The 15,035-nt window shown below is 58.1% G+C and carries 17 protein-coding genes and 1 pseudogene; 2 read left to right on the forward strand and 16 right to left on the reverse strand.

Going from position 1 to position 15,035, the window contains the following annotated elements; all coding sequences use genetic code 11:
- Positions 1 to 44: 44 nt before the first annotated feature.
- Positions 45 to 1,145 (forward strand): annotated as a pseudogene (locus tag FW756_RS00925) (fatty acid desaturase family protein).
- A 3-nt stretch (positions 1,146 to 1,148) separates the two neighbouring features.
- Here FW756_RS00925 and FW756_RS00930 read toward each other — a convergent pair.
- From FW756_RS00930 to fdxA, 10 genes are all read right to left on the reverse strand, one after another.
- The gene (locus tag FW756_RS00930) at positions 1,149 to 1,535 is read right to left on the reverse strand and encodes a GntR family transcriptional regulator (RefSeq protein ID WP_446428307.1); all 387 of its coding nucleotides are present in this window, start codon (positions 1,533 to 1,535) and stop codon (positions 1,149 to 1,151) included.
- Positions 1,532 to 2,530 carry a hypothetical protein gene (locus tag FW756_RS00935; RefSeq protein ID WP_446428308.1) on the reverse strand — a complete coding sequence of 333 codons (999 nt, stop codon included), beginning with the start codon at positions 2,528 to 2,530 and terminating at the stop codon, positions 1,532 to 1,534. The genes FW756_RS00930 and FW756_RS00935 overlap by 4 nt, the downstream gene beginning before the upstream one ends.
- Positions 2,531 to 2,722: 192 nt before the next feature.
- Entirely contained in the window at positions 2,723 to 3,160 is a 438-nt protein-coding gene (locus FW756_RS00940; protein WP_446428309.1) for a peptidase inhibitor family I36 protein, read from the reverse strand.
- Positions 3,161 to 3,197: 37 nt separating this feature from the next.
- Positions 3,198 to 4,187: a hypothetical protein gene (locus tag FW756_RS00945; RefSeq protein ID WP_446428310.1), complete on the reverse strand. Its 990-nt coding sequence runs from the start codon at positions 4,185 to 4,187 to the stop codon at positions 3,198 to 3,200.
- Positions 4,184 to 4,714 carry an RNA polymerase sigma factor gene (locus FW756_RS00950; protein ID WP_446428311.1) on the reverse strand — a complete coding sequence of 177 codons (531 nt, stop codon included), beginning with the start codon at positions 4,712 to 4,714 and terminating at the stop codon, positions 4,184 to 4,186. The genes FW756_RS00945 and FW756_RS00950 overlap by 4 nt, the downstream gene beginning before the upstream one ends.
- A 127-nt stretch (positions 4,715 to 4,841) precedes the next feature.
- Positions 4,842 to 5,783 carry a DUF1214 domain-containing protein gene (locus FW756_RS00955; RefSeq protein ID WP_446428312.1) on the reverse strand — a complete coding sequence of 314 codons (942 nt, stop codon included), beginning with the start codon at positions 5,781 to 5,783 and terminating at the stop codon, positions 4,842 to 4,844.
- Positions 5,784 to 5,978: 195 nt separating this feature from the next.
- Entirely contained in the window at positions 5,979 to 6,581 is a 603-nt protein-coding gene (locus FW756_RS00960) for a superoxide dismutase (RefSeq protein ID WP_446428313.1), read from the reverse strand.
- 38 nt (positions 6,582 to 6,619) lie between these two features.
- Complete coding sequence (locus FW756_RS00965) at positions 6,620 to 7,123, reverse strand: flavin reductase family protein (protein WP_446428314.1); 504 nt, start codon at positions 7,121 to 7,123, stop codon at positions 6,620 to 6,622.
- Positions 7,120 to 8,496: an FAD-dependent oxidoreductase gene (locus FW756_RS00970; RefSeq protein WP_446428315.1), complete on the reverse strand. Its 1,377-nt coding sequence runs from the start codon at positions 8,494 to 8,496 to the stop codon at positions 7,120 to 7,122. The genes FW756_RS00965 and FW756_RS00970 overlap by 4 nt, the downstream gene beginning before the upstream one ends.
- A gap of 12 nt (positions 8,497 to 8,508) precedes the next feature.
- Entirely contained in the window at positions 8,509 to 8,829 is a 321-nt protein-coding gene (gene fdxA, locus FW756_RS00975; RefSeq protein ID WP_446428316.1) for a ferredoxin, read from the reverse strand.
- Between the two features lie 103 nt (positions 8,830 to 8,932).
- On the opposite strand from fdxA, the gene soxR reads away from it, so the two are divergent.
- Positions 8,933 to 9,388 (forward strand): redox-sensitive transcriptional activator SoxR, encoded by a 456-nt coding sequence (gene soxR / locus FW756_RS00980; RefSeq protein WP_446428317.1) that lies wholly within the window; start codon positions 8,933 to 8,935, stop codon positions 9,386 to 9,388.
- 12 nt (positions 9,389 to 9,400) lie between these two features.
- On the opposite strand, the gene FW756_RS00985 is transcribed toward soxR, so the two are convergent.
- The 6 genes from FW756_RS00985 to FW756_RS01010 all read right to left on the reverse strand — a co-directional run bounded on the left by FW756_RS00985 (position 9,401) and on the right by FW756_RS01010 (position 14,670).
- A complete protein-coding gene (locus FW756_RS00985; protein ID WP_446428318.1) occupies positions 9,401 to 9,805 on the reverse strand; it encodes a hypothetical protein in 405 nt (134 codons plus the stop codon).
- Positions 9,806 to 10,152: 347 nt separating this feature from the next.
- Complete coding sequence (locus FW756_RS00990; protein ID WP_446428319.1) at positions 10,153 to 10,938, reverse strand: hypothetical protein; 786 nt, start codon at positions 10,936 to 10,938, stop codon at positions 10,153 to 10,155.
- Positions 10,939 to 10,970: 32 nt separating this feature from the next.
- On the reverse strand, positions 10,971 to 11,252 hold the full coding sequence (locus tag FW756_RS00995) for a hypothetical protein (RefSeq protein WP_446428320.1): 282 nt from the start codon (positions 11,250 to 11,252) through the stop codon (positions 10,971 to 10,973).
- A 202-nt stretch (positions 11,253 to 11,454) separates the two neighbouring features.
- Positions 11,455 to 12,360, reverse strand: a complete 906-nt coding sequence (locus tag FW756_RS01000) for a glycine betaine ABC transporter substrate-binding protein (RefSeq protein ID WP_446428321.1) — start codon at positions 12,358 to 12,360, stop codon at positions 11,455 to 11,457.
- 73 nt (positions 12,361 to 12,433) lie between these two features.
- On the reverse strand, positions 12,434 to 13,351 hold the full coding sequence (locus FW756_RS01005; protein WP_446428322.1) for an ABC transporter permease: 918 nt from the start codon (positions 13,349 to 13,351) through the stop codon (positions 12,434 to 12,436).
- On the reverse strand, positions 13,348 to 14,670 hold the full coding sequence (locus FW756_RS01010) for a quaternary amine ABC transporter ATP-binding protein (protein WP_446428323.1): 1,323 nt from the start codon (positions 14,668 to 14,670) through the stop codon (positions 13,348 to 13,350). Before FW756_RS01010 ends, FW756_RS01005 begins: the two co-directional genes overlap by 4 nt.
- Between the last annotated feature and the right edge of the window lie 365 nt (positions 14,671 to 15,035).

Consider the following 15,035-nt stretch of genomic DNA (forward strand, 5'->3'; position numbering starts at 1 on the left):
TATTTGCCGAGCCGTTATGGAAGCAGGTGCCGCTGTTGTCGGCTATGCAATTCAGTTCCGCTACGGTGCAGGGCGCACTCCGCCCGACACGAGCCAGCGCTCAAGACTTTCCACCGATTGCACGTGCGTACACCATGGTGTCTCAACGCGTCCGAGACGCTGGGCTGCTGCGACGCACATATGTCTTCTACGCGCTCACGGCAAGCGCGATTGCAGTTGCGTTTGGTGGTGCCGTCACCGGGTTCATTTTGCTGGGGTCTAGTTGGTTCCAGCTGCTTATTGCGGCTGCACTTGGAGTGATCTTCACTCAGATAGCGTTCCTCACGCACGAGGCAGCTCATCGACAGATACTTGCCCGCGGGCCTGCCAATGACCGGCTTGCCCGCGTCCTCGCAGCATGAATTGGCTTGAGCTATGCCTGGTGGGATTCGAAGCACACCCGCCACCATTCAAACCCCAATCGGGTCGGCAAGGATCCAGACATCGAGGTCGATACCATCTCGTTCATCGAGGAGGACGCTGTGCAGGCAACTGGTCTACGCCGTGCCATCACTCGCAGACAAGGCTGGCTGTTCTTCCCGTTGCTGACGCTTGAGGGAATTAACCTCCATGCACAAAGCTTGCGACACCTGCTCGGGCGTGCTCCGGTCAAGGGGCGCTGGGTGGAACTCAGCATCATCTTCGCACGATTCGTTGCGCTGCTCCTCCCGCTATTTCTTTTCATCCCTGCAGGCATGGCTTTTGCGTTTCTCGGAGTACAACTGGCGACATTTGGCTTGTATATGGGTGCGACGTTCGCACCTAATCACAAGGGAATGCCTGTAATCGCTCGCGACGCGAAACTTGATTTCTTTTCCAAGCAGGTTCGCACCTCACGCAATATCCGAGGCGGCTGGTGGGCGACGGCGCTCATGGGCGGACTCAACTATCAGATTGAACATCACTTGTTCCCAAGCATGTCTCGCCCGCACCTTGCGCAGGCAAGACGATTCGTTCGCGAACATTGTGAAGCTCTCGAGGTCCCCTACACCGAGACATCACTCCTTCGTTCGTACGCAATCGTGATCGATTATTTGAACAAGGTTGGGCTCGCCGCCCGATATCCGTTCGCATGCCCCATCACCGCGCAGTACCGAAAGGCATAGTCTTCAGGCCTGTTGCTCTGCCGTTGTCTTGTCATCATTTCGGGCGGCCCCAAGTGCACGTACAATCGCAAGTACCTCTTCAAGTGGAACGTCGAGTTCACACGCGGTCTCGATCAGCACACGTGCGTGCTCAACAACCCGCTTCGGCGCGCGCGACGCACCCGGTGCGACCCGCGTACCAGCAGCGGTACGAGCAATGACCAAACCTTCAGATTCAAGCGTCTTGTAAACTTTCGCAGCTGTCGCCTGAGCAACACCAAAGTCGCGGGCAGTCTGACGCACCGTCGGAAGTCGCTCGTCATCGCCAAGTTGACCGGAGCGAATTGCCCCACGAAAGAGTTCCGTAATGTCATCGGCGGAGAGCGCCGGCTGAGAAACCTGTGACGTCATACCTGCACCTGCTCACGCGAGGGCTCGTTCACCGAAGTCTGAGTACCAGTTGCGCGAGAGTCCCTCGCAGCACGTACCGCATCGACGGCAATCCGGAGCGCGAGCGCCAAACCAGCAGCCTGCAAGAGGTACCCAGCGAGATTCAGCGGCTGCGCCACTGCATGATATGAACCAGTAATGAAAAGCGGTACCTGCGGTGACATCGTAGGGTCTTCGAGTCCAACCATTGCACCGCCAACGGTTCCAACGTGCATCCACACTGCGCCGAGCGTCGCGAGCGCACCAGCAAACAACAACAGCTGCATGCAGATTGCAACCGCAGATCGGTTGTGTTTTACGCTCGATGCCGAGTTCACGGCATACGCCGGGACATTTGCGTCTGCGCGCAACACCAGAATCAGAACAATCGCCGCAACAAGAACCGCGAAAATGGTGCCCCAGTGGTTGAGCCAACCGGCGCCAGCAACAAAGCCAAAACCGTTGTTGAACGACATATAGATTGCCTGTTCTGAGTGTTCAGGCACCTCGCCCAAGAAGAATCCTTCTCGAGGCGCAGTTGTACCAATCATGCTGTGCCACGTTGCAGTTAGCAGGAGCACCGCACTCACGATCCCAGCAGCACCCAAGAGTGACACTGACGCAAATACGTACCAGGACCGGCGAGGAGCAATCGCTCGCGTACCTGGCGGGGGAACCTGCTCGCGCCGCAGCACACCCCACATGATAATGACGACCACGGTCGCAACGATGAGCGGCGCCGGGCGACGCCACCAGCCGTCAAATCCCGAGAGGTCTGTCGACGAAATGCGGATCGCACTCATCACCGTGGCCGTTACCGCGACAAGTATGCCGCCGACAAGGCCACCCCACAAGACCAGCGTTCGACGGATGCCTTCTGATGGCAAAGTGATGATGCGCCGGGGAACCAACCAGCTCAGCGCGAACAGCACGACCCCAAAAGTTGCCGCATTTTCCAGGGGAAACGCTTGTTTCATTTCGTACCACATCGAAATTAGCCAGTCCATGAAGCACCTCTCTCAGATTGAGCTTGTGCCACAAACCTAGCACAAGTTGTTCTACATTAATAGCACAAGCGATCCGCGGTCAGCCGTCCGCCAAGCAGAAGGCCCCGGTGCCGCTCGCACCGAGCACCACCGGGGCCACCGGATCAAACGATCCGCCACCTCCTAGCAACCCAGGCGGGTCACCGTCGAAGTCGTGTTTGAGGTGCCCCCGGCTGCAACGGTGAGCACTGTTGACGAACCGTTGTACGCGCGCACCGAACCCGAGGAGCGAGCATTTGCTACCGAACGAACCGGTTTACCCAGCACGGAGGTCGAATTCGTCGCGCTGCAGTTAGTGAACGAGACCTTTGTGCCCGATCGGTTTGCGCCGGTATACGCACAGAACGAGCCGGTTGCACAGTTCCCGACGGCAAACGTAGTGAACTCCGGCTCGAGCGTGAGAATCACCTCACCGCCGTCCCAGCTAATCTCGCGCTCGCCCACTTGCGTACCTCCGGGATACGCGGCGAGAATTTCATCAATCTCCAGCTGCAGTGGTGATGTCGCAGCCTGAGCTGCACCCACGCCGGGAGCGAAGACCAACAGTGCGGCTGCAGCCACCGAAAACAACATTTTGCGCAACGGAAAACTCTTTCTCTTAGTACCAACCCGTATATTCAGTTACAGTGAGCGACGCCAGGTCTTCTCTATCAGTACCGATGTACATCACCTCGTGCGCAATGATGCCGAGATCAGCACTGATGATCAGCACGTCCTGATATTCGCCAGGGGCCATAGCGTCCGTACTGATGTACGCGCCTGTCCGACCAAGACGGTCAGTGACTTCACCGTGCAATCGCACGTCAGGCAGGGTGGCAACATACTGCACGAGCGAGGCATGCTGAGCGCTCGACAGCGAGCGCTCAGACAAGAGCAGGCGAACTGCCCCAAACACTTCCCCCGCGTTCAAGTCAGTTGAGGCGTCAAGCGCACTTGCAAGATAGGTCTTCCAGTTCACCGCTGGAGGAATCTCAGGGAAGAGGTTTGGGAAGCTGCCTGCCGCAAATCTGTCCTCAGAAATTACGGCACCCGCTGGCAGCGCATCAGCTGCCGCAATCGGCCTGCCAGCGCCATCAACTGGCGCTGCCGCCGTAACGCGGTACACACTCGAACCATCCGCATTGAACGTCAGTTCAGCGACCTCCGGCTGCATGAACGATGGCGGATCGACAGGATCAAACGCCATAGCCCAGGTCTGGAATTTGACCGGCCGTTCTGCGCTGCGTTGATGCGCAGCAATCGACTTGCTGTAACTCATAAGGAGTGCACTCATCTTTCCATCAAGGGTACGAATTTTCAAAGGCTCAGGAGTGGTCGCAACCGCGGTCGACGAGCTCAAGCTTGAGAGCACTCCGATGCTGCCAAACACCACAAGCAACACCATCGACAGCGTGATCAGTGTGGTTCGCGCGAGCGCCGTCGGTCGCCCTTTGGGCACGCAAGTGGTTGGCGCAACAGCAGGCTGCCTTGGCGCCCCAGTAATCTCCGAAAGCAAGGCCTCGCGCTCGGGAGTCAGCGCGCTCCCCCGATACGGAGTCGGCGGGCGAGCATCGCTCATTCGCTTAAAAAGTTCGTCGTCAGTGATCATGTGAGGTCACCGCCCTCCGGAGCATCAGATTGGTCAATCAGGATTTTCAGCCGCTTCTTTGCACGCGAGAGTCGTACGCGAAGCGTGGTGTGGGAACAGCCGAGCACAGCGGCCATCTCCTCACCTGTGAGCTCTTCCCAGAACGCCATCCAAATCAGTTCGCGATCTGACTCCTGCAGCATCGAGACCACGCGCCTCAGCTCAATGCGCTCGGCACTCAGCTGAGCATCCAACTCAGGGGTCGGCGAAGTGTTGCGCGCCTTTTCTTCACGCCGAAGCACGCGCTCGCGTCGGCGGTACTCATTACCCACCTTGTTGCGCAACGTGTTGTATAGCCACGGCAATGAGAACACTTGTGCCGCTTGGTCACGCTTGTCCCAGGCAGCTGAAAACACCTCTGCGGTGATATCTTCAGCGTCGCCGACATCGCTCAGTCGGTTGTACGCGGCGGCGAGAATGACCGAGTGATACGCGCGGAAAAGTTCTCCAAACCGCGCGGTCGCTTCAGTCTCCGCTACTGCAGACACAGGCAAAGGATGGCTCACACCTTCATTATTTCCGGATCACGCTCAAGTGTTACAGGTCGTTCCAGAAAACTTTTCGCCACGATCTCAAGTCGCAACGACAATGAGCTGAAGCCAGTGCCGTTCAGCCCTACACTGCTACAAGATCAGGGAACTTCCATTCGCCCGAAGCAATCTCCGGTCGCGGACGGTAGAGGCGAATGAGGTAGTTCCAGTGCGGCGGAGTCGGGATCACATTTGCGACACCAGCCGGGTAGTCACCGAAGCGAACCGTGACCGAGCCGTCAGCATTGGGTTGAGCTGTGATGTTATTCACGGTGTATGCATCATGCTCATTCGGCTCAAAGAATCCTTCTGCGTTGTACACAGAGATCGACCAGAATCCGTCGACGGGAACGTTGCTCACGGTGAGTTCGTACTGCCCTTCAGGGACCCGTGGATCAACGCCGATGTAACTCGCCTCATCCGATGGCAGACCGCCCCACCCCGCAGCAGTACCGATGAGGTGCCGAACCGGATCCACGTCGGCACGCGTGCCGAAGGTGTGTTCAAATCCGGTGAGGTTTCGGGCAAGCATGAGCAGCGCTTCGCGCGTCTCGTCGAAACTCACGCCGTCGTAATCAGGCATTTCAAAGGCCTCATTCGACTCTGCGCGCAGTGCGAGCTGATCTTGAATCTGTGCAACTTGCGCAAGGTCGTTCTGGTCTTGCGGATCCGCGAGGGTACGTATCGCAACCACGACATAGCGCGAACCAAGGTCAGCCGCACGCAACGGATATTCACCCGCGTCATGGAAAATCGCGGTGACGTAGTGCTGTTCGTTCACCACCATCGCCGAAAGGTAGCGGTCACCGTGCTCGGGTATGACCAGCACGGCGTCGGACGCAAGATCGACCACAGCAAAGCTGTACAACGTATCTCGGTTGAGTCGAATCACCGTTTGATTGTCAATCGCTGCGGGCGCGCGATTGTGCAGGAAGCTATTGATTCCACCGGCTTCACGCTGCAGGTCGTGCATCATGCGATGCGTTTCGGCAGTGGCGAAGTTGTCAACATTGACTGTGCTCGTCATGGCGCCATCATCTCATCAGCCGAGAGATTTGGCCAGCATTCTTGATCGGAACCTGAATCGGCCTGCGCTCGTGCGTTCTGGCCCGAATGAACGCGACGACGGTTGCCTGTCGGTTGAGTAGGGAGTAAAACCAGAGGGGTGGCGCGGATCCTGGCCTCGGATCCGCGCCACCCCTCACTTCGCGCTGGTAGCGCGTTATGCCTGGTTCGCCTTCGCGAAGCGACGCGCGACGTCTTCCCAGTTCACGATGTTCCAGAATGCCTTTACATAGTCCGCACGCAGGTTCTGGTAGTCGAGGTAGTACGCATGCTCCCAGACGTCGAGCTGCAACAGCGGGGTCACGCCAAGCGGCGCATTGCCCTGCTGGTCAAAGAGCTGGAAGATGACAGGCTTCTTGCCAAGGTCATCCCAAGCCAGTACTGACCAACCCGAACCTTGCACGCCCATGGCAGTCGCTGTGAAGTGAGCCTTGAATCGCTCAAGCGAACCGAAATGCGCACCAAGCGCTTCCGCGAGATCGCCTTCAGGCTCTCCCCCACCGTTTGGTGAGAGGTTCTGCCAGAAGACGCTGTGGTTGATGTGTCCACCTAGGTTGAACGCAAGATCCTTCTCGAGTTTGTTGATGTTCGCAAGGTTGCCGGTTTCGCGCGCCTCAGCAAGCTGTTCGAGCGCGGTATTTGCGCCCGTCACATAGGCCTGGTGATGCTTCGAGTGGTGGAGTTCCATGATGCGTCCCGACACGTGGGGTGCGAGCGCGGAGTAGTCATAGGGAAGATCAGGCAGTGTGTACACAGACATAGTGGATTCCTTTCAATGGTTTTCGTAGCGGGGATTCGTTACGAACGGGTCTCAAGCGCAGCACCGGTCTCACGGAATGCGCGGTCATGGTAAATCATGGGCTCGCCGCTATCGCTCGTCACGATGTCAAGCACCTCGGCGACGACAAGGGTGGAATCGCCAACGGGGACGGTCTGCATGCTCCGGCACCGCAGTGCAGCGCGAACGTTGGTGAGATGCGGCTCACCTGTCGGAAGCGTCGACCAGCCCTGCCCCGCAGTAAAACGTTCACTGCCAGAGACGGCAAAAGCCTGTGCAACACTCGCATGCCGAGCATCGAGGAGGTGCACGAGGAATGTGTCAGCGTGCAGAATCTGTCCCGCACTACCTGTGGCCCGTGTCACAGAGAATACGAGGGCCGCAGGCGAGGTTGCAACGGAGGCGACACTCGACGCAGTCAGACCAACCGGACCGTCGCTGCCCTCGGCGGTGATGAGGGCAACTCCTGCAGGATGCTCTCGAAAGGCTGCCTTAAATTCGTTCGCGAGTTCGTCGCTGGTCATGCATTCTCTCCTTCATCAAGTGTGTGAGCTTTTGCACGAGCGTGCGAAAGCAATGCTGTGCGGCTCACGATCTTCGTGCGCTCACGTCCGCTGGCCGCGCCGAGCGCACGCTCTGCTGCGTCAATCTGCAGCCAACCTTCCCAATCAACAGAGTCAGTCAGCTGCTCACACAGTTTCTGCGCTGCGTCGCCAGGCTGGACCGGAGTCACACTCAGGTCTTCAAGCACGCTCGCAACGGTTTGCGCAGCATCGGACTTTGTTGAGCCGATAAGTCCAATGGCGCCGCGGCGGATCCACCCAGTGACATACACGCCAGCAATGGGATCGCCAGTTTCGTCGAGCACCCGACCGTGCTTCTCAGGGATGGTGCCGGTGGCTGCATTGAAGGGAACACCCGGCACCGGTGAAGATCGATACCCAATGGTTCGATAGACCGCACCGACGTCGTACTGCTCAAATTCGCCAGACCCGGTCACTCTCCCGTGTTCGTCTGGCGTCATCCGTTCCACTTCGAGTGTGGTCACCTGATGGTCGCCATGCACACGGGCGGGTTGCTGATAGAAGTGGAAGTGCACGCGACGCGACCCCGTCAACGAGGCTTGATCCTGCTCAGACCACTCCGTCATCGTGCGCACTAGTAGACGACGCTGTGAAAACTGTTTCACCATGCGTTGTGCGTGGTCATCCAGTTCCATATCTACCGGGTCCACGATGACGTCAACGTCGTGCTGGGCGCCAAGCTCACGCAATTCCATTGGAGAGAATCGCACGTCAGCTGGACCACGCCTGACAAACATGTGCAAATCGGTGATCGGATTTTCAGCTAGGCCGCGGGCCACATGTGGCGGAATATCAGTGTGTTCGAGCTGATCCGCGTGCTTGATCAGCATTCTCGCGACGTCAAGCGCAACATTGCCTGCACCGATGACAGCGACGGACTGTGCCTGCAACGGCCACTCCACTGGAGCGTCAGGGTGTCCGTCGTACCAAGCAACGAAGTCTGCGCCACCGAAGGATCCTTGGAGTTGTTCACCGGGGATCCCGAGATCTGCATCTCGGTCTGCACCAGTTGAGAGGATCACAGCATCATACGCACCGCGTAACTGCTCAATGGTCACGTCTACGCCAACTTCAACATTGCAACGCAGTCGGATGCGAGGATTATCAAGCACCTCATGCAGGGTCTCTTGAATCTTCTTAATGCGTGGATGATCTGGCGAGACCCCGTACCTCACCAACCCGTATGGCGCAGGAAGCTTTTCAAAGAGATCAATCTGCACCTCAGGTGCTTGCGCGAGCAGGAGATCGGCGGCATAAATCCCGGCCGGTCCTGCGCCAATGATCGCCACGTTTCGTGGAGACGTGTTGTGCATATTTATGGATTCCTAGTTGTCCTGCGGCGGCAAGGCCGCGACGAAGGGATGATCAAAGTTCAACATTCCAGTGCGACCTGCTCCACCTGGCGAACCGACCTCTGCGAAGAACTCCACGTTTGCGTGGTAATAGTCTTGCCATTCGCCTGGGAGGTCGTCTTCGTAGTAGATCGCTTCTACCGGGCACACCGGTTCACACGCCCCACAGTCGACGCATTCGTCGGGGTGGATGTAGAGCATCCGCTCGCCTTCGTAAATGCAGTCGACAGGACATTCGTCGACGCATGCGCGGTCCTTCACATCAACGCACGGAAGAGCGATCACATAGGTCATGAGCGAACTCCCGAGTTCGTCACGTCACAGGAGCGGTTGAAATGCTTCATGCACGCTAGACTAAAACCTCAAGTTAGGTTGAGGTCAAGTCGGAGGGAAACCCATGACAGAACAGCTGCACACGCCAGAAGAACCTCTCAGTGTCGGCGAGATGAGCGATCGCACCGGCGTCGCCGTTTCAGCCCTCCATTACTACGAGCGCCTCGGACTCATCGCTTCACACCGCACTGCGGGAAATCAGCGTAGATACCCACGCCACATGCTGCGTCGCGTCGCACTCATTTCGGTCGCCAAACGGCTTGGCATCCCACTCGAAGACGTTACCGACGCCTTCGCTGATGTGCCGCTCACCAGCACACCAACACACGAGGATTGGCAGCGTGCCTCACGGCGCTGGAAAAAGACGCTGGAGCTCAGGCGTCAGGGAATCGAGCAGCTTGAAAAGGAACTCACCGGCTGCATCGGCTGTGGCTGCCTCTCAATGAAAGCCTGCGGCCTCCTCAACCCAGGTGACACGCTCGCAGACACCGGCCAAGGTGCACGCCGAATTCCCGTGTAACCTGCACACACCTCATTGCGCTCCTTCGACGATAATCGCCCGCGGTGGCAGCAGCAGCACTTTATCGCCCGGGTGGTCAGCACTTTGGAAATAGTTCAGCTCATCCATGTATGGCAACGGCAGGCAGAATCTGCGCGCGATCGCCTCACGCGTATCGCCAACCTCCAGCACATACCCAGAAGGGACGTCACTACTCGAGTCAATTTCAACCGCCCCCGCCGCCTGCTCGCGCGCACCGGTATCTACGGGGCGTCCATACAACTTGACCGAGGTGCCCCCGACACCCATCTCTTCGACACCTTCGAGAAACAATGGATACCTGCGCTCGAAGACTACCTGTGCCGCATCACCGCTAGCCGTTTCGTCCCGACGCAGGGTGGTTTCGTCAAGAATCTCGGTCGGTTCTTCAACGTACAAGTCTGTGATCGTTACCCGTGGGCGCTCCGTGCACTCACCCGCCGAGACGAGTCCGTCAGATTCGGTCTGCTGGGTCGAGTCGAGATCTTGCCCAACTGAGGCGTCACCAGAAAGCGGCCCACTCGCTGCCTCAACCTTTGCTCAGGCCGACAACACGCACAAGAGCGAGACCGACAGGCACAACATCAGCGATTTACGAGCCATGTAGCATTCACCTTCCACCCAACGACACTCACAAGCATCGCAGTCATGAAATGCACATTGGAAAGTCAAAGTTACAGGCGCGTCCCAGCAAACACTAGGACTTACAGAGCCCGCGACATTACAAATTCACAACATCGCGACACTCACTCTTGAACTCTGTCAGGGTGCGAAGATGCCAGACCCGCTTCGCCCCTCGCCGCGGCCGTATCAAAGTACCCAGCCCGCACATACCCGAACCGTCCAGGCTCAACCAGCAGGACCTCTACCTCGTCACGCAGCCCCGTCCCCGCGACAAGCTCATGCACATCAGCCGCAACATCGAACGCACGATCAGTTGGGACAGCCCACGCCGGACTCCACTGCGGGGTATCGTCACGTATCTTCGGAGGTCCCACGAGCTGGTCATCGAACTCACCCCACAGCACCGTGGTATCAGTCACATGCACTTCAGGCGTCACCGCGAGCATCACCTTGCCCTGAACTGCGCCATCACGGATTTCCAACTGCACACCGATTGGCGAGTCGGGGCGCTCCGCAGCAACGTCGATGGCGGTGATCTCGGAAATCAGTTCTTCCGTCACAGAGCGGAACTCAGGATCAAACACCAAGTGCGAGCGAGGCGCCAAGAGCTCAGCATCATCTCCAATATCCGCAAGCAACGCCACCCTCACCGGCAGCTGACTTTCACTCGCTTCTGGAATGTCGTATGCGGGGATAGCCTCAAACGCAGTCATGAGCGATGACATCTGAGCTGGAACAAACTTCACCCTACTGAGCAGTTCGACAGACCCAGTTTCATCCTCTTGAATGAGCACTTCAGACGGCCAGTCTCCGTAGACCAAGTCAGCGACGTTATCGAAGTTGTCGGGAGCTTCCCGCATGCCAGACAACCATGTGAGCACTACAGTGTCACGATCCGCAAATTTCACCGTGGATCCATAACCAAAACATGAACGCTGCGTCACCAGCTCCATGAGCACGTCGGCCAATATTTCTCAGGCGTTGCTTTCTCAGTGAGGGTGATGTCATATCCGTCGCAGCTACTGTAGGAATTCAGCGGGTGCGATCCGCCCGCTCGGCTCTTCTGCAGCACCGTTCCATACTCCGGACCACCGACTGCGGACTCAATGGCGATGCGCTCTTCATCACTCGGGCTCGGCTCATATGGCGTAGGACTGGATGAGCACGCGGCAAGCGCACCAGCCAGACAAGCGACCGTCAGCACTTCAACACTGCGCCTCATGTGCACACTCACCTTTGCGTTTGCTCGCCAATCTCACAGCAGGGTAACAGCGTGCGTCCAAGGATTCTGCATACACATTGCGGGCCACACTCCACCCCGGCATACGCGAGCTCTTGGTATCAAGAGAGACGAAGCCCCGTCGACGAAACACGGGAGTGGCCCGCACGTTACATCACATGCGGGCCACTCTCGCCTCACTTACTTACTGAATAATGCCTGGGTACGCGTCAGCGTGATCCTTCACCCACGCCTCAACAGCACCTTCTGGATTGTTCTTGTATTCATCACCAGTTACGAGCTCTTCAAGCGCACCATACGCATCGTCATCAAGTTTGATCTGCTCAATGTACTTTGCGGCTTCAGGGTACTTCTCGCTGAAGCCCTTGGTGCCGAGGAAGTGCAGCGCCTCGGTCTCACCCATGCCCCCCTTCGGGTCGGTGAGGGTCTTTACCGGGAATGCGGCATTCGCCCAGAACGGCTTCCAGAGCGTGACGACGACGTCTTCCTTCGCATCGATCTTGCCCTTGAGTGTGGCAAGCATGGCACCAGTCGACGACGTGACCAGGTCATATTCGCCATCAAGCTCGTACTCGGGCATCATGACCTCTTGCGTCTGCTTGGTCAGGCCTGCGCCCGGCTCAATACCGATAATCTCACCACCAAAGCGGTCCGCTTTGCCTTTGAGATCCTCGATTGAATTCACATCGGTCATGTAGTCAGGCACCGCGATCGTCAGTGCGGCGCCATCGTAGTAGGCACCCACATCTTCAATCTTGCTGCCAAATTCGTCCATGTAGCTCTTATGCGTCGCTTCAGACCAGGCCGATGGGTACATATCGAAGTCACCATTGGCGAGGCCGGCGTAGATCACACCAGGCTCAGTGAATTCTTCCATCTTGACGTCGTAGCCCAGCTTTCCGAGCTGGTTCTCGAGCAGGTACGCGGTGCTCAGCCCATCGGTCCAACTCGGCAAGTATCCGAGCGTGATCGTCTGGGCGTCACCTGCGTCGCCCGAATCGCCAGCATCGGTGTTCGAGGAGCAGCCCGCGAGCGTCAGGCTCGCCGCAGCAGCGACAGCTAGGACTCGGATCAGGTTTCGCTTCTTCATTTTTTCCTTTCCTCGCGCAGATGCGCGTTGGGGGTCTCATACGCCGGACGACACACACCCGGCAAAACGTGTGCTAGCCCGCGGTATTGGCCGTCTGCGCCTGAGCAGTCCGACGGCGGTCTCGTCGCTTGCGCGTGGCGCCGAGGAGTGAGTGCGGGAATGCGGCCGGGGTACCGAGCGCCGCGGTGACGCGGTCCAGGAACACGGCGAGGATGACAACGCTCAACCCAGCTTCAACACCCTTTCCGGTATCGAGTGTCGCGAGCGCAGACACGACTTCCTTGCCCAGGCCATTCGCGCCTGCCATACCCGCCATCACGGCCATTGAAAGCGACAACATAATGACCTGATTCACACCGGCCATAATCGTCGGTGCAGCGAGCGGCAACTGAATACCACGCAGAATTTTGCCGGGTGTCGAGCCAAACGCGTGGCCAGCCTCAACCGTCTCTGCATCAACACCGCGGATACCGAGTTCGGTGAATCGAACACCGGGTGGCAGAGCAAACAGGACGGTCGCGAACACACCTGGCACGAAGCCAACGGAGAAGAACGTCACCGCGGGAATGAGATACACCAGCGCTGGCATGGTCTGCAAGAAGTCGAGCACCGGGCGAATCGTGGCACTAAAGCCGTCAGACCGTGCCGCGAGAATGCCGAGCGGAACTGCGATAATCACAGCAATCACAGCAGCGACAAGCACCAGCGAAAGGGTGAGCATTGCGTTGTCCCACTGATCAAGGGTCACAATCAGCACCATCGTGACCGCGGTGCCAACCGCTAGCTGCCATGAACGTACAAGCCAGGCCAGCAGCGCAAATACGAGGATGAGCAGCGGAGCGGGTACTGCGATGAGTGCGTCACCGAGTCCGGCGACGACAGCGCGAAGCACGGTCGCGATTGCGCCGAGCCCGTCATCGAACGTGAGTTTGATCCAATCGAGTGCTGCGGCGATCCACTCACCCAGAGGAATACGAATGTCGAAATTCATGCGTTCCTCCCTTCAGCATTGTCGACCTTGGGCGCGGATCCACCCTCCGAAATTTCGAGCGCCTCAGTGATGGTTGCGCGCGGTACGTCAGGCGTCGGTTCGATGATGGGAATCTCTGTCGTGAGCGTCGGCAGATTCGCAAGTGAGGCCAACAGCGTCACTCGGGGCACGACACCAATAAGTCGTCCCTCTGAATCCACAACGGCGACTGGCAGCGGGCTTTCAACCGAGAGCTCAAAGAGTTCAGCGATGAGTTGATCTGGTGACACGACCGACAGCGTTGGCTTCAACGCAGACTGCAGGTCACTTCCACCGTCGCGCACGAGTCGCAACATGTCTTTATCTCGAACGACGCCAAGGAGCTTGCGCCCATTGGACGTCACGAAGCACGCTGACGTCTGGAGGTCACGCATGGTGCGCAGCGCCGCACGTGGCCCCGCGCTTGCCGGTACGACTGCGCGCGGATGCTCCATGACATCACCCGCGGTCAGTACGCGTGCTCGATCTACGTCTTGCACAAATTGCGCTACGTAGTCATTCGCCGGGTCAGTGAGAATGTCGTTCGGCGTGCCTGTCTGTACGATGCGACCGTCACGCATCACAGCAATGCGATCACCGAGAAACATTGCCTCGTTCAAGTCGTGGGTAATAAACACAATCGTTTTGCCAAGCTCCTGTTGGAGTTCGACGAGCAGCTCTTGCATTTCACGTCGAATGAGCGGATCGAGAGCCGAAAAGGCTTCATCCATCAGCAGGATGTCGGTGTCTGCCGCAAACGCTCGCGCCAAACCAACTCGCTGCTGCATGCCTCCAGAAAGCTCACCGGGGAGAGACTGCTCCCAGCCGGCAAGGCCAACTCGGACGAGCCACTCTTGGGCCTTGCTGCGCCGCTCAGCAAGCGGCACACCTTTAACTTCAAGCGCGTATGCCGCGTTATCAAGCACCGTTCGGTGTGGCAGCAAGGCGAAGTGCTGAAAGACCATCGACATACGTTCACGTCGAATACGACGAAGATCAGTGCTTGACGCACCTGCGATCTCGTTGCCAAACACGGTGATCGAGCCGTCGGTGGTCTCACCGAGCCCGTTCAGCATGCGGATAAGCGTGGACTTGCCAGACCCAGACAGACCCATGACGACGAAAATCTCGCCGACGCGTACGTCGAACGAGGCGTCGATCACCGCGGCGGTGCCAAACTGGCGCACATCATCGCGGGTGGCGCCTGCTCGAAGCCGCTTCACGGCCTCCTTGGGGCGTCGTCCGAAGACCTTGTAGGCGTGGTCGACTGAGAGCGCTGTGCGTTCTGCTGTCGTTTCCAAATTATTGTCCTCCTGTGCGGGGTTTCCGCGGTTTTTGGGTACTCCAATTTGAGCCTCGACCGGGCGGCCGAAGCAAGAAGATGCCCTCATTCGACCCTATCCGCCACGCCCCACAGCGCGCACCTAGCAAACGCACAGAAAATGTGCCCTTTATCGCTCCGAGCTGGGGTTTCAAGAAATTTCGGTTGTTATTGCTTCGTTACCCAAGCCGCACTTTTTACCGAAAGTCAAACGCCGGAGGCGCTTGGGACTGCAGCCCCAAGCGCCTCGCATTCACCCAGAAACCCCACCGTCGGGCACCTCAAACGCACCCAGATCGACACCCAGGGCGCACGAGCAAAAAACCCATCCCCCAGTCGACAAAA

The sequence above is a fragment of the Leucobacter sp. 1207-22 genome, from assembly GCF_052850455.1.

Bases quoted from the DNA above. Each gene is read 5' to 3' on its own strand.
- FW756_RS00930 (WP_446428307.1), bottom strand. From the start codon at position 1,535: ATGACGTCACAGGTTTCTCAGCCGGCGCTCTCCGCCGATGACATTACG.
- FW756_RS00935 (WP_446428308.1), bottom strand. From the start codon at position 2,530: ATGAAACAAGCGTTTCCCCTGGAAAATGCGGCAACTTTTGGGGTCGTG.
- FW756_RS00945 (WP_446428310.1), bottom strand. From the start codon at position 4,187: ATGATCACTGACGACGAACTTTTTAAGCGAATGAGCGATGCTCGCCCG.
- FW756_RS00955 (WP_446428312.1), bottom strand. From the start codon at position 5,783: ATGACGAGCACAGTCAATGTTGACAACTTCGCCACTGCCGAAACGCAT.
- FW756_RS00960 (WP_446428313.1), bottom strand. From the start codon at position 6,581: ATGTCTGTGTACACACTGCCTGATCTTCCCTATGACTACTCCGCGCTC.
- FW756_RS00965 (WP_446428314.1), bottom strand. From the start codon at position 7,123: ATGACCAGCGACGAACTCGCGAACGAATTTAAGGCAGCCTTTCGAGAG.
- FW756_RS00970 (WP_446428315.1), bottom strand. From the start codon at position 8,496: ATGCACAACACGTCTCCACGAAACGTGGCGATCATTGGCGCAGGACCG.
- fdxA (WP_446428316.1), bottom strand. From the start codon at position 8,829: ATGACCTATGTGATCGCTCTTCCGTGCGTTGATGTGAAGGACCGCGCA.
- soxR (WP_446428317.1), top strand. From the start codon at position 8,933: ATGACAGAACAGCTGCACACGCCAGAAGAACCTCTCAGTGTCGGCGAG.
- FW756_RS00995 (WP_446428320.1), bottom strand. From the start codon at position 11,252: ATGAGGCGCAGTGTTGAAGTGCTGACGGTCGCTTGTCTGGCTGGTGCG.
- FW756_RS01000 (WP_446428321.1), bottom strand. From the start codon at position 12,360: ATGAAGAAGCGAAACCTGATCCGAGTCCTAGCTGTCGCTGCTGCGGCG.
- FW756_RS01005 (WP_446428322.1), bottom strand. From the start codon at position 13,351: ATGAATTTCGACATTCGTATTCCTCTGGGTGAGTGGATCGCCGCAGCA.